8 protein-coding genes and 1 pseudogene are annotated in these 14,349 nt (G+C 66.4%); 6 read left to right on the top strand and 3 right to left on the bottom strand.

Annotated features, from left to right (window positions below):
• Positions 1–84 precede the first annotated feature (84 nt).
• The 4 genes from glgX to treY all read left to right on the top strand — a co-directional run bounded on the left by glgX (position 85) and on the right by treY (position 9,398).
• The gene (gene glgX / locus OKW28_RS09245) at positions 85–2,298 is read left to right on the top strand and encodes a glycogen debranching protein GlgX (RefSeq protein ID WP_429444948.1); all 2,214 of its coding nucleotides are present in this window, start codon (positions 85–87) and stop codon (positions 2,296–2,298) included.
• Positions 2,299–2,437: 139 nt separating this feature from the next.
• Positions 2,438–4,342 carry a malto-oligosyltrehalose trehalohydrolase gene (treZ, locus tag OKW28_RS09240; RefSeq protein WP_429444946.1) on the top strand — a complete coding sequence of 635 codons (1,905 nt, stop codon included), beginning with the start codon at positions 2,438–2,440 and terminating at the stop codon, positions 4,340–4,342.
• Positions 4,339–6,534, top strand: coding sequence for a 4-alpha-glucanotransferase (gene malQ, locus OKW28_RS09235; protein ID WP_429444944.1), 2,196 nt, complete (start codon positions 4,339–4,341; stop codon positions 6,532–6,534). The genes treZ and malQ overlap by 4 nt, the downstream gene beginning before the upstream one ends.
• On the top strand, positions 6,531–9,398 hold the full coding sequence (gene treY / locus OKW28_RS09230) for a malto-oligosyltrehalose synthase (protein ID WP_429444943.1): 2,868 nt from the start codon (positions 6,531–6,533) through the stop codon (positions 9,396–9,398). The genes malQ and treY overlap by 4 nt, the downstream gene beginning before the upstream one ends.
• A 40-nt stretch (positions 9,399–9,438) precedes the next feature.
• Here the strand turns inward: treY and OKW28_RS09225 are convergent, their stop codons facing one another.
• Positions 9,439–10,782 (bottom strand): hemolysin family protein, encoded by a 1,344-nt coding sequence (locus tag OKW28_RS09225; RefSeq protein WP_429444941.1) that lies wholly within the window; start codon positions 10,780–10,782, stop codon positions 9,439–9,441.
• 91 nt (positions 10,783–10,873) lie between these two features.
• Positions 10,874–11,695, bottom strand: a complete 822-nt coding sequence (locus OKW28_RS09220) for a sensor histidine kinase (RefSeq protein ID WP_429444940.1) — start codon at positions 11,693–11,695, stop codon at positions 10,874–10,876.
• Between the two features lie 194 nt (positions 11,696–11,889).
• Here OKW28_RS09220 and OKW28_RS09215 point away from each other — a divergent pair, with 194 nt between their 5' ends.
• Both OKW28_RS09215 and OKW28_RS09210 read left to right on the top strand, forming a co-directional pair.
• A complete protein-coding gene (locus OKW28_RS09215) occupies positions 11,890–12,231 on the top strand; it encodes an FKBP-type peptidyl-prolyl cis-trans isomerase (RefSeq protein WP_090808322.1) in 342 nt (113 codons plus the stop codon).
• A 19-nt stretch (positions 12,232–12,250) separates the two neighbouring features.
• The gene (locus tag OKW28_RS09210) at positions 12,251–13,039 is read left to right on the top strand and encodes a helix-turn-helix domain-containing protein (RefSeq protein ID WP_429444938.1); all 789 of its coding nucleotides are present in this window, start codon (positions 12,251–12,253) and stop codon (positions 13,037–13,039) included.
• Between the two features lie 84 nt (positions 13,040–13,123).
• Here the strand turns inward: OKW28_RS09210 and OKW28_RS09205 are convergent.
• Positions 13,124–14,178 (bottom strand): annotated as a pseudogene (locus tag OKW28_RS09205) (PLP-dependent transferase).
• Between the last annotated feature and the right edge of the window lie 171 nt (positions 14,179–14,349).

The raw sequence follows: 14,349 nt of genomic DNA, 5'->3' as shown, positions 1-14,349 counted from the left end.
ACAGGCAGCCGCCGCGCGCCCGTTGCATGAAGACCCAGGCAGACCCGAGCTCCAGCTCGACAATCAGAACAGGAAAGGGAAATCATGTCGCATGCGTTGCCCGACCGGTTGCTGCCCGGCTCGCCGTATCCGCTCGGCGCGAACTGGGATGGGCTGGGTGCCAATTTCGCGGTGTTCTCGGCCAATGCGCAGAAAATCGAGCTATGCCTGTTCGACTCAACCGGCCGCAAGGAGATTCGCCGCTTCACCATGCCCGAATGCACCGACGAGATCTGGCACGGCTATCTGCCGAACGCGCATCCGGGCACCGCGTACGGCTTTCGCGCGCATGGGCCGTATCAGCCGCACTTTGGGCATCGTTTCAATCCGCACAAACTGCTGCTCGACCCGTATGCGCGCAAGCTCGTCGGGCAGTTTCGCTGGTCCGACGCGCTGTTCGGCTATCGCGTGCATTCGAATCGCGCGGACCTTTCGATCGACCGGCGCGATTCCGCGCCCGCGATGCCCAAGTGCGTCGTGATCGACGAGGCGTTCGACTCGTCGCACGACAGGCGGCCCGACGTGCCGTGGGGCGAGACCGTGATCTACGAAACGCACTTGCGCGGCGCGTCGATGCTGCGCTCTGATCTGCGCCAGCATGAACGCGGCACATTCGCGGCGCTCGCGTCGCCAGAGTTCATCGAGCATCTGCTGAAGCTCGGCGTGACCGCGGTCGAGCTGCTGCCCGTGCACGCATTTCTGAACGACCGCTTTCTCGTGGAGCGCGGCCTGCGCAATTACTGGGGCTACAACACGGCGGCGTTCTTCGCGCCGGAGCCGACCTATCTGAGCACGCACCGGCTCGACGAAATGCGCATCGCCGTGCGCCAGCTGCACGCGGCCGGCATCGAGGTGATTCTCGACGTGGTCTACAACCACACTTGCGAAAGCAATGAAATGGGCCCGACCATTTCATGGCGCGGCCTCGACAATGCCAGCTATTACCGGCTGATTCCCGGCGACCAGCGTCACCATATCAACGACACGGGCTGCGGCAACACGGTCAATCTGCCGCATCCGCGTGTGCTGCAGATGGTGATGGATTCACTGCGCTACTGGTCGACCGCGTTCAATATCGACGGCTTCCGTTTCGATCTCGGCGTGACGCTCGGGCGCGAAAGCCACGGCTTCGATCCGGGCTCGGGCCTGTTCGACGCGTTGCGCCAGGACCCGGTGCTATCGCAACGCAAGCTGATTTCCGAGCCATGGGATCTCGGCCCTGGCGGCTATCAGCTCGGCAATCATCCGCCGGGATTCAGCGAATGGAACGACCGTTTCCGTGACACGGTGCGACGTTTCTGGCGTGGCGATGCCGGCCTGCGGCCCGACCTCGCCGCGCGCCTGACCGGTTCGGCCGATCTGTTCAACCGGCGGCATCGCAAGCCGTGGGCGTCGATCAACTTCGTCACGTCGCATGACGGCTTCACCTTGGCCGATGTCACCGCGTACGAGCAGAAGCACAACGAAGCCAACCTGGAAGACAACAACGACGGCCACAACGAGAATTGCAGCCGCAATTGGGGTCTCGAAGGCGCGACCGACGACCCCGCGATCCTCGCGATCCGCCGTCGCGTGTCGCGCTCGCTGATCGCGACACTGATGATCGCGCTCGGCACGCCGATGCTGCTTGCCGGCGACGAGGCGCTGCGCACGCAGCGCGGCAACAACAATGCGTACTGTCAGGATAACGACCTATCCTGGATCGACTGGGACCTCGCGGATTCGCCGGAAGGTCAGCGCATGACCGAGTTCGTCGCGCGCGTGATCGGGTTGCGCAAGCGCCATCCGCTGCTGCGTGAAACGCGCTTTCTGTTCGGCGACCGCGAAGTGCTGCCTGGCCTGTTCGACGTCGGCTGGTTCGACGAACACGGCGATCCGCTGACGATCGAAGCGTGGCAGGACCCGGAGGGACGCGCGTTCACGTTGCGTCGCGCGGGTCCGGGCCTGAATGGCGAAACCGAAGTATTGTTACTGATGCTCAACGCTCACGAGGAACCGCTGCAGTTCGCGCCTCCCGCGCCGCACCTGGAATGGCATGTGCTGTTAGACACGGCCGATCCGGAACGCGCGCCGCAGCGGCTCGCGACGGCCGAACTCGAGGTCGCCGCGCACGGCCTCGTGATACTCGCCGCGCAACCGACCGGTGAAGCGGATTGGCAAGCCGGCTGGGTGGCTGGCGCGCAGCACGGGCCGCGGCTGTTGACCGCGCTGCCGCCCGATCCGGGCGCGCAGACCGCAAACGACGATGGTTCGCAATGAACGATGCACTGCGGCGACCTGGTTCGAGCGTGGACAAATCGCACCGCAGCCGGGGTGGCAAGAATGTTGCAACGCAATGCCTGCTTGCGTTGCGGCGCATTGCCGTCCAGGCTCGTTAGCAGATTCGAATGGTGAAGACATGTCTGAAAGTCCGATTGATCCCCACACGCATCATCACGCGCACTGCCTGCCGTTCAGCGCGCAGTTGATCGGCGCGGGCGGCACGCGACCGCGCACGCGGTTCCGTTTTTGGGCACCGTCGTGCAACAGCGTGCGGGTGGTCGTCGAAAACGGCCCCGCGCAAGGCACGCACGACATGGCTCCGACCGGCAACGGCTGGTTCGAGACCACCGTGGAGAGCGGCGCGGGCACGCTGTATCGGTTCCAGCTCGACGACGGGCAGGCGGTGCCCGATCCGGCCTCGCGGTTCCAGCCGCGGGACGTGCACGGCCCGAGCGAGGTCATCGATCCGCGCACGTACCATTGGGAACACACCGAATGGCACGGCCGGCCCTGGGAAGAAACGGTGCTGTACGAATTGCACGTCGGTGCGATGGGCGGGTATGCGGGCGTGCAAAAGCGCCTGCCCGAGCTCGCCGCGCTCGGCGTCACCGCCATCGAACTGATGCCGTTGAACGACTTTCCCGGTCGTCGCAACTGGGGTTACGACGGCGTGTTGCCGTACGCGCCCGACTCCGCATACGGCCGCCCCGAAGAACTGAAGGCGCTGATCGACGCCGCGCATGGTGTGGGCCTGATGGTGTTTCTCGACGTCGTCTACAACCATTTCGGACCGGACGGCAACTATCTGCATACTTACGCGGAGCCGTTTTTCCTCGCAGGCGTGAACACGCCGTGGGGCCCCGCGATCGACTTCGAGCGCAGCGAAGTCAGCGACTTCTTCACCGACAACGCCGTCTACTGGATCAACGAGTACCGCTTCGACGGACTGCGCTTCGATGCGGTGCATGCGATCGACAATCCCGGGTGGCTGCGCGAGCTGTCGGACCATATCCGCGCGCGCGTGCAGCAGGGCCGTCACGTGCATCTGGTGGTCGAAAACGAGCACAACAGCGCGAGCCTGCTCGGCGCGCATTTCGACGCGCAATGGAACGACGACGCGCACAACACGCTGCACGTGCTGCTGACCGGCGAAACCGAAGGCTATTACCACGCGTATGCCAACGAACCGATTCGACGGCTCGCGCGAGTGCTGGCCGAAGGCTTCGCGTATCAGGGCGAGCCGTCGCCGCTGCACGATGGTGCGCCGCGTGGCGAAGCGAGCGCGCATCTGCCGCCGACGTCGTTCGTGATGTTTTTGCAGAACCACGATCAGATCGGCAACCGTGCGTTCGGCGAACGTCTGCGCAAGCTGACCTCGGATGACGCGCTGCGCGCCGCGACCGCGTTGCTATTGCTGTCGCCGCAAATTCCGCTGCTGTTCATGGACGAGGAGCATGGATCGACGCAACCGTTCCTGTTTTTCACCGATTACACCGGCGATCTCGCCGACGCCGTGCGTGAAGGGCGACGCCGTGAATTCGCGCGCTTTGCCGCGTTCAGCGATGAGAAACGCCGCGCGCAGATTCCCGATCCGAACGATGCCCAGACCTTCGCCGCCTCGTCGCCACCCGCGCCCGATGTAAAGCCGACGCCGGATCGGCTCGACTGGATGCATTACTACAAGTCCGCGCTCGCGGTGCGCGCGAAGCTGATCACGCCGCGCCTGAAACATACGAAGGCGTGCGGCGCGACCGTGCTGCGCGATGCCGGTGGCGGCGACGCGAACGCGCTGATCGCGCGCTGGAAACTCGGCGATGGCGAGACGCTGTCGATCGCGCTGAATCTGTCGCAGCAGAACGTCGCGTTCGACGCCATCCCCGACGGCAAGATCATTTTCGAAACACCGCCGCGCGCGCGCGAACAGGCCGACGCGCGGATGTTGCCCGCGCATGCGTGCATCGTGTGGCTGACCGGCGACATCCACGAATTCGCGAGCCGCCACGATGCGCGCATCGCATCGCACGAGGAGCAGCGCGCGTGACGACCCGACGCCCCAACGACAGGCTCGCCGCGCTCGCCATCCGCGCCGGCTTCGAGGTGGAGTGGCAGGACGCGCACCACAATACGCAGCACGTGCCCGAAAAGACACTTGGCACGCTGCTCGAACGCATGGGTCTGCCGTGCGGCAACGCCACGGATATCCGCCACAGCGCCGCTGTTCTGGAGGCCGAACTATCGGGCCGCCGGCTACCGCCGCTGATGACCGCGGTGATCGGGCGTGGCATCGCGCTGCCCGCGGCCGCGGTCAGGTCGGGCAGCCATTACCGGATCGAGCTGGAGAGCGGCTCGATCATCGACGGCCGCTTCACCGCGCCGAAAGGCGAGGAAGCGCTGCTCGCGCCGATCGACGAAACCGGCTATCACACGCTCGTGATCAACGACCAGCGCATGACGCTCGCGGTCGCGCCGCCGCGCTGCTACACCGTCTCCGACGCGTGGCGCACGCTGCACGGCGGCGACGGAGAAGGCGAACGCGAAGCCGCGCCGCCACTGTGGGGCATCGCCGCGCAACTGTACGGCTTGCGCCGCACCGGCGACGGCGGCATCGGCGATTACACGGCGCTCGCGCAGCTTGCGCGGCACGGCGCGCAGCACGGCGCGCACGCGCTCGCCGTCAGTCCGACCCACGCGATGTTCAGCGCGCAGCCCGAGCGCTTCAGCCCGTACGCGCCGTCGTCGCGTTTATGGCTCAACGTCACGCATATCGATCCGGCCGCGGTGTTCGGCGCGGATGCGTCCGCGTCCGCATCGGCGCAGGCCGGCAACGCGTGGTCCAAATATGAAGAGCTGCCGCTGATCGATTGGCCGCACGCGACCCCGCTGAAGCTCACGGTTTTGCGCGCGCTGTACGAGCAGTTCAGCGCCAACGAGCGCCCGCAGCACTCGCCGCGCGCGCTCGAATTTCACGGCTTCTGCGAACGCGCGGGGCGCGCGCTCGAAGATCACGCGCGCTTCGAAGCGCTGCAGGCCGCGCAGCTCGCGCAAGGCGGCGACGGCCATTGGCGCAACTGGCCCGATGCGTTGCGCGACCCACGCAGCCCCGAAGTCGAGGCGTTCGCCGCCGCGCATCGCGACGAGGTCGACTTTCATCTGTTCCTGCAGTGGCTGGCATCGCGCGGCCTGTTGCACGCTCAGCACACCGCGCGCGAAGCCGGCATGGCGGTCGGCCTGATCGCCGATCTCGCGGTTGGTTGCGACAGCGCCGGCAGTCATGCATGGTCCTATCCCGACGACATGCTGCAGGGCGTATCGGTCGGCGCACCGCCCGATCTCTTCAACCAGGCCGGCCAGTCGTGGGGACTCACGACCTTTTCGCCGCGCGCGATGCGCACACAAGGCTTTGCCGCGTTCATCGACATGCTGCGCGCGGCGTTCGCGCATGCCGGCGGCATCCGCATCGATCACATCCTCGGCTTGCGGCGTCTGTGGCTCGTGCCCGAAGGCGAAAGCGCGCGCAATGGCGCGTATCTGCGCTATCCGCTCGAAGACCTGCTGCGGCTGATCGCGCTCGAATCGTGGCGGCATCGCGCGATCGTGATCGGCGAGGACCTCGGCACCGTGCCGTCCGGGTTTCGGGAGCGGCTCGACGAGCACGGCATCGAGGGGATTCGCGTGCTGTGGTTCGAAGGCGCCCCCGACGGCAACGGCTTCAAGGCGCCGGCCGATTGGGACCGCTACGCGGTCGGCACGACGACCACGCACGATCTGCCGACCGTCGCCGGCTGGTGGCGCGGCAGCGACATCATGTGGCGCAACCGCATCGGCCAGACGATGGCGCGCGCCGATGGGCGCGATCCCGAGGAAGCGGCGCTCGAAGAGCGCGCGCAGCAGCGCGCCGACTTGTGGCGCGCGTTCCAGCAAGCGGGCGTGGCCGCGCCCGATGTCGCGCCGCCGGACGCCGACAACGCGCCGGTCGACGAAGCGCTCGCATTCGTCGCCGCGACACCCGGGCCGCTCGTCACGTTTCCGCTCGAAGACCTGCTCGCGCTCGACGAGCAGCCGAACCTGCCGGGCTCGATCGACGAACATCCGAACTGGCGCCGCCGCATGACGCTGCCCGTCGACGCGATGTTCGACGACCCCGTGTTCACCGACCGCCTGCTGGCCGTCGACGGCGCGCGCCGCGCCGCCGCGCCTTCATCCCACACTTCCGCGGAGCCTGACACGCCATGACCGTTCCACGCTCCACACTGCGCCTCCAGTTCCATCGAGGCTTCACGTTCGACGACGCCGCGCGGCACGTCGACTACTTCGCCGCGCTCGGCATCAGCCACCTGTACGCGTCGCCGATCACGACGGCCGAGCCCGGCTCGATGCACGGCTACGACACCGTCGACTACACCCAGGTCAGTGCCGAATACGGCGGCGAGTCGGGCCTGAAGCGCCTCGTCGACAAGCTGCGCGCGCACGACATGGGGCTCATCGTCGACATGGTGCCGAATCATATGGGCGTCGGCGGGTCGAGCAACGCGTGGTGGCTCGACATCCTCGAATGGGGCCGCCACAGCGCGTATGCGCGTCATTTCGACGTCGACTGGCATTCGCCCGATCCCGCGCTGCGCGGCAAGGTGCTGCTGCCGACGCTCGGCGCGTCGTACGGCGAAGAACTGGCGGCGGGCCGCATCGGGCTGCATTTCGCGGCCGAGAGCGGACGCTTTCATATCGGCTACGGTCCGCACGTGTTCCCGATCTGCCCGGTCGATTACGCGGCCATCCTGCAAGGCGCCGACCGCGCCGATCTGAGCGCGCTCGCGAATCGCTTTCAGGGGCTCACCACGCAGCCCGCCGATCAACCGCGCGCCGCCGAGGCGCGTGACGCGCTGCGCGAGTTCGTCGCGCGCGAAGGCGAGTCGGCAATCGAGTTCGTGCTGGAGACTTACGCGCCTGAGGATCCGGTCACGCGCGACCGGCTGCATCGGCTGATCGAGCGACAGCATTTCCGGCTCGCGTGGTGGCGCACCGCCTCCGACGAAGTGAACTGGCGGCGCTTCTTCGACATCTCGACGCTCGCCGGCGTGCGCGTCGAGCGGCCCGAGGTGTTCGAGGCGGTGCACGCGCTGATCTTTCGCCTCTATCGCGAAGGGCTCGTAGACGGCTTGCGGATCGATCACATCGACGGGCTCGCCGAGCCGCGCGAATACTGCCAGCGTTTGCGCCAACGGCTCAGCGAGTTGCGCGACACCGCGCCGTATGTGGTGGTGGAGAAGATTCTCGGCCGTGGCGAGCCGTTGCGCGACGACTGGCCCGTCGACGGCACGACCGGCTACGACTTCATGAGCGACGTCGGCGCGCTGCTGCACGATCCGGCCGGCGCGGACCCGCTCGCCGGTACGTGGGCCGAGCTCACCGGCCGCAGCGCGCGCTTCGCCGATGAAGCGCACGCGGCGCGGCGCAAGATTCTCGCGGAAAACTTCTCGGCGGAACTGGACCGCGCGGCGCGCGCGCTGCATCGGATCGCACGCGATTCGCTCAGCACGCGCGACTTCACGTACCCGGCGCTGCGCCGCGTGCTGACCGAACTGGTCGTGCATTTCTCCGTGTACCGCATGTATCCGCTGGGCGGACTGCGCAGCGCCGCCGACAACGTCTATTTCGAGGAGGCGCTCGCGGGCGCGCGCGCTTCGCTGCCGCGCTCGGACCATGCGGCGCTCGAGCGCGTGAATGCGTGGCTCGGCGGCAGCGCCGAAGAGGCCCCGCCCGCGCGGCCCGGCGCGCAGTCGCAGCAGCAGGCGCAAGGCGGCGGAGCGCCGCCGCATGCGGGCTCGTCCCGGCGCAGCGCGCAAACGCTGTTTTCGCAGCTGACCGCGCCGCTCGCCGCCAAGGCGATCGAGGACACCGCGTGCTATCGCTACGGCCGTCTGCTGTCGCGCAACGAAGTCGGCTCGGACCCGGGCGAGTTCGCGCTGTCGGTGGAGCAGTTTCATGCGGGCAATCTCGAGCGCGCGCAACGTTTTCCTCATGCGATGCTTGCGACCGCCACGCACGATCACAAGCGCGGTGAAGATGTGCGCGCGCGGCTCGCGGTGCTCAGCGAGATCGCCGACGAATGGGGCGCGACGTTGCGTGCATGGACGACGTTGAACGCACCGCAGCGTCGAGCGCTCGACGGCACGCCGATCAGCAGCGTGAGCCAGGACAAGAGCGACGCATGGGCTCCCGGCCCCGCCGCCGAGGCGATGCTATATCAGACGCTGGTGGGCTGCTGGCCGCCGGCGCTGCGCGCCGACGACGAAGCCGGCATCAAGGAGCTGGCCGAGCGCGTCGCGCAATGGCAGTTGAAGGCGCTGCGCGAGGCGAAGCTGCAAACCAGCTGGCTCGCGCCCGACGAAGCCTACGAAGCCGGCTGCCGCGAATTCCTGTTCGGCATCCTTGCGCCGCAGCGGCGCGACGCCTTTCTGAAGGAGCTGTCGGCGTTCGTCGAGCGCATTGGTCGCGCGGGCGCGCTCAACAGCCTGCAGCAGACGGTGTTGCGCGTCGCGTCGCCTGGGATCCCTGATCTTTATCAAGGCACCGAGCTGTGGGACTTCAGCCTCGTCGATCCGGACAATCGGCGGCCCGTCGATTTCGCGAAACGCGAGGCGCGGCTGCCGCAGACGCAAACGCCGCCGTCGGAATTTCTGACGGACTGGCGCGACGGGCGCGTAAAGCTCGCGGTGATCCAGCGCGTGCTGGCGTTGCGCGCGCATCTGCCGGAGCTACTGAGTCAGGGGGCGTATCTGCCGCTCACGGTGCGCGGCGCGCATGCGTCGAGTGTGATCGCGTTCGCGCGGCGGCATGGCAATGCGTGGGCCGTGGTGATTGCCAGCCGGTTGGCCGCGCGACTACTTGGCGATGATGCTGGTCTGCCGCTCGTCGAGCCGGCGCAATGGGCGGATACGGCCATCGAAATGCCGCCCGATCTGTCGGCGCGTGCGCTGTTCGATTGGCTGAGCCCCGCCGCGCCGAAAGTCGACGATCACGGGCTGCTGTATCTGCGCGACGCGCTCGCCGCGATGCCGGTCGCGGTGTTGGTGGAGGATGGGGTGCCTCGAAGCTGAGGTGGCTAAAAAGGGTTGAGGCTTCGGGTTGGCTCGGCCCTCAACCGCCCTCGTCGTCGAACAGCTTCGGATACACGCGCACGAGCACGATGCGCGGTCCCTTCATCTTCTTGACCACGACGTCGAAGTCTTCGAACTCGACGCGCTGCCCTTCGCTCGGCAGATCGTTGAGCGCCTGGATCACGAGCCCGCCCACCGATTCGGCCTTGCCTTCATCGATGTCGATACCCAGTGCACGTTCGAGCGACACCACCGGCAAGCTGCCCTTGCCCATCAGCGTGCCGTCGTCCATGCGGGTCCAGTCGGCGTCGCCCTGGCGGAATTCATCGTGGATCTGCCCGACCAGCGCGCCGAGCAGGTTGTCGAGCGTCAGGAAGCCGATCGGTTTCGCGTTCTTGTGGCCGACCAGCGCGAAGTGCGGCGCGCCCTTGCGAAAGCGCCGGAACAGTTCGAGCGCCGGCATGTCCGGTTTCACGTACTGCACGGGGCGGACGTAGCGCGACAGGTCGTCGAGCGTGCTGCCCGCCTGGCGCGCGAGCAGCAGGTCCTTCAGATGGATCATGCCGGCCACGCGTTCGCCGGATGCATCCTCGAACAGCGGATAGCGGCTGAAGCGGTGCCGCGCGACCACCTGCATGTTGTCGCGCAACGGCAGATCGCGCCGCAGGCACACCATTTCATGCGACGGCCGCATCAGGTCCGATACGGTCATTCGCGAGAAGTCGAGCGAGTGCGCGATCGTGTTCCATTCGTCCTGGCTGTACGCGCCGGTCGACACACCGAGTTCGCTCGCGACGTTCGCGCGGCGGCCGCGCAGGATCAGCTTGAGTTCCTCGGTCGAGTAACGCGAGTCGTGACCCTGGTCGGTATCGAGCCCCGCGGCCTTCAGCACCGCGTTCGCGCTCGTGTTGAGCAGCCAGATGGCCGGGTACATGGCCCAGTAGAAACCGTACAGCGGCGTCGCGGCCCACAGCGAAATTTTCTCCGCCTCGCGAATCGCGAGCGACTTCGGCGCGAGTTCGCCGACCACGATATGCAGGAACGAAATACACGAAAACGCGAAGAACAGCGAAATGCCATGCATCAGCTTCTCGGACTCGACGCCGATCAAGGTGAAAAGCGGCATCAGCAGTCGCGCGAACGCTGGTTCGCCGATCCAGCCGAGGCCGAGCGACGCGAGCGTGATGCCGAGCTGACATGCCGACAGATACGCGTCGAGCTGTCCGTGCACCTTCGCGAGCAGACGTCCGCGCATGCCATGCTGGGCGGCAAGGCTTTGCACGCGGGTCTGCCGCAGTTTGACCAGACCGAATTCGGCGGCGACGAAAAAGCCGTTGAGTGCAACCAGAAACATTGCACCGATAAGAGCGACAACCTGGGTCAAAGCGACGGGCTCCGGCAACAAAAGTTGTCAGTATAGGGGCTGAAAGCTCGATGAAATCTTGATTGTGCGCTAACGCATTCGCGCGCGACGCTCATTTCGGCGCCGCCGCGCTGAACGGCACGCGCAGCACGAGCGTGGCGGGGGTCGCGGTGACGCCGTCCGCTTCCGTCGTATCGCTTTGCTCGAAGCTTCCGCCGTGCGCCTCCGCGACGCGTTTGCACAACGCGAACACCCACGCGATGCGCTTCGCCTCGCGCGGTTCGCCCGCCTGCTTGCGCGCGAACGCTTCGAGCACATGCGGCAGCGCGGCGTCGTTCAACGCGGCCTCGTTCGGCTCGTACGTGACGCTCGCATGCCATGTGCCGTTGTCCGCGCGCGCGGCCAGTGCGACCTCGGTGCCCCGCGCGCTCGCTTCGACGGCGAACGTCAGCATCAGCCACGCCGCGGCGGCGAGCCGAGCGCGGTCGCCGTTCAGTTGCTCGGTGGCGATCTGCGAGTCGAGCCGCACTTCGACGCCGCGCGCGCGGGCGAGGCCGGCGCGGACTTCCTCGACGGTTTCGTCGAGCAGCGGATGCAGCGGAAAGGGTTCATACGTGAGCGCGAGCGATTTCGTTTCGGCGCGCGTCGCATCGACGATCGTCTCGAGCAGTTTCACCTGCTGATCGACGCCGCTGCGAATGCCGGTGATCGCGCGCTGTGAATTGGGATCGTTCGCGTCGAGCTTGCGCTCGAGCACGTACGCCCAGCTATGAATCGCATTCAACGGACCGCGCAGGTCGTGCGACACCAGCGACAGCACGTGATCGCGCATGAACAACGCGGTTTCCGCGCGCAGCCGCGCGCTGCGTTCGGTGATGACGAAGCCGGCCGACGCCGGCTGGGCGCCAGCAGTCCCGTTGGGTGACGTAGTCACGATCGAGTCCTCTCAGGCAATGCTGGATGATGGGGGAAGCCTCATTATAGGCATCCCGTTCGGACCGACCAGTCGAGGCCGAATCGCGACGCGGGATGCAATCCGCATGCCATGCGCGGAACCGGACCAGACTCCGCGATCGACGTCAACGCGCCTACAATGTCGGCTTTACGTTTTGATCTGAGGAGCAACGCATGTCGACTGTGACGACCGAATCCGGCCTGAAGTACGAAGATCTCGTGGAAGGCACCGGCGCCGAAGCCGTGGCCGGCAAGACCGTGACCGTGCATTACACGGGCTGGCTGACCGACGGCCAGAAGTTCGATTCGAGCAAGGACCGCAATGACCCGTTCGCGTTCGTGCTGGACGGCGGCATGGTCATCAAGGGCTGGGACGAAGGCGTGCAAGGCATGAAGGTCGGCGGCAAGCGCAAGCTGACCATTCCGCCGCAACTCGGCTACGGCGTGCGCGGCGCGGGCGGGGTGATTCCGCCGAACGCGACGCTCGTGTTCGAGGTCGAACTGCTCGAAGTCTGAGTCACGCCTGAGTATTGTCGTGAGCCACGCCGCCGTCACCGCCCCCAACGTTTCGCTGCGCTGCTATGGCGCGATCGAAGCGTCGGACGTGCACGACTTCCACCAGGTCGTGCTGGGGCTCGACGGCGCAATGGTGATGGCGGTTGACGGCGTCGCCGAGCAGATCGACGCCGGCTCCGCATGGCTGATCCCGGCCGGCGCGCGGCACGATTATGCGGGTGTCGGCACGAACCGGCAGCTCGTGCTCGATTTGCCTGCGGCGTCGCTGGCGGTGCCCGAGCGGTTGTTCGAGCGCGCGCGCGCCGTGGCCGTTGATCCATCGCTCGCACAGCTCGTGCACGCGATTGCCGCGCATGCTGCGGGCGGTGTGGGCGAAGCGCAAGGTAATGCCTTCGGTCACCGTCGCTTTCATTGGGATGCTGCGGCACGCCTGGGCGCCGCGCTCGTCGCCGATTCCGGGGCACTAGCCGGTGTGCAGAGCGAAGGCGTTCGCCTCGATTTCGCGCGCATCGACCGCTGGCTGCGCGCCCATCTGTCCGAGCCGCTGAAGATCGCGGACCTCGCCGCGCACTGCGGCTTCGGCATGCGGCGTTTTCATCAACTGTTTATCGATGCGTTCGGCGAGACGCCGCATCGCTATTTGCAGCGGCTGCGGCTCGACACGTCGATCACGCTGCTTGCGGACCCGCGTCTTTCGTTAACCGATGTCGCGCTCGAGATCGGCTTCGGCGATCAGAGCGCTTACACGCACGCGTTCACGCGACGTTTCGGACTGGCGCCCGGGCAGTGGCGCGCGTTGCGGCACTGAGCGTGGCGGAGGTGGCGCGGAGGGCTTTGAGACCCTTGAGGCCATTTGAAGCCTGTATGCCGCGCACAGGTTTTGCCCTGCCTGTCAGCTTTCGAGCCCACATTGCAGATCCGCAGGGATATCGCCCGCGTTTTCAAGCCCTACCGCAAGCCGGATCAGACCTTCGCTGATGCCCGCCGCCGCGCGCGCTTCGCGCGTAATGCGGCCGTGCGTGGTCGTCGCCGGATGCGTGATCGTCGTACGCGTGTCGCCCAGGTTGCCGGTGATCGAGCAGACTTTCGTGCCGTCGATCACGCGCCATGTGTTCGTACGCATCTGCTCGGGCGTGTCGCCCTTCAATTCGAACGACACGATCGCGCCGCCCAACTTCTGCTGACGCATCGCGAGCGCGTGCTGAGAATGCGATTCGAGCCCCGGATAGAACACGCGGTTGACGGCCGGATGCGAGTCGAGCCAGCGCGCGATTTCGAGCGCATTCGCCGACTGCTTCTCGACGCGCAGCGACAACGTTTCCATGCCTTTCAACAGTACCCACGCGTTGAACGCGGACAGCGTCGGCCCGGCGCTGCGTACGAACGGAAACACCTTTTCCATGATGATTTTCTTCGAACCGACCAGCGCGCCGCCGAGCACACGACCCTGGCCGTCGAGGAACCTGGTCGCCGAATGCATGACGACGTCCGCGCCGAGCTTCAGCGGCTGCTGCAACGCCGGGCTGCAGAAGCAGTTATCGACGACGAACAGCGCATTCGCGTAATGCCGAACTTGCTGAAGATCTGCGAGAACATGCCGAGCGTCTAGCCGAACAGCGCCCGCGAGCTGACGAGGTGATCGCCCGCCTGCAACGTCGACATCACGACCGACATGATCGCGGCCATGCCCGAAGCCGTCGCGATGCAGGCCTCGCCGCCTTCGAGCGCGGCCAGACGGTCCTGGAACATCGAGACGGTCGGGTTCGAGAAGCGCGAGTACGTGAAATAGTCCTCGGAGTTCCTGAAGCGTTCGGCGGCGTCCGCGGCGCTCGCGAACACGAAGCTCGAGGTCAGGAAGATCGCTTCCGAGTGCTCGTTGAAATCGCTGCGCACGGTGCCCGAGCGAACGGCCAGCGTGTCGAAGTCAAAGTCGTGGAAGTCGTCCATGTTGGTTCTGGTCTCCAGGTTTCCGTGACTGCTTCCGTGGCTAAATGAGGCAGCAATAAAAAAGCCCGCTTTTGCGTCGGCATAAGCGGGCTTCATGTGCGGGGAGGCTGGAGCCAGGGCGGACGACCGTGGCGTTCCGCCCTTCGCTTTAGCTGTTTCGGGTCACCCCGC

Source organism: Paraburkholderia sp. 40, from assembly GCF_050434105.1.
Lineage (GTDB): Bacteria > Pseudomonadota > Gammaproteobacteria > Burkholderiales > Burkholderiaceae > Paraburkholderia > Paraburkholderia tuberum.
The sequence above is the reverse complement of the archived record's forward strand: the minus strand, read 5'-3'. Positions and strand labels throughout refer to the sequence as shown.

Excerpts from the sequence above, each read along its gene's own strand:
- glgX (WP_429444948.1), top strand. The coding sequence starts at position 85 with ATGTCGCATGCGTTGCCCGACCGGTTGCTGCCCGGCTCGCCGTATCCG.
- treY (WP_429444943.1), top strand. The coding sequence starts at position 6,531 with ATGACCGTTCCACGCTCCACACTGCGCCTCCAGTTCCATCGAGGCTTC.
- treZ (WP_429444946.1), top strand. The coding sequence starts at position 2,438 with ATGTCTGAAAGTCCGATTGATCCCCACACGCATCATCACGCGCACTGC.
- OKW28_RS09215 (WP_090808322.1), top strand. The coding sequence starts at position 11,890 with ATGTCGACTGTGACGACCGAATCCGGCCTGAAGTACGAAGATCTCGTG.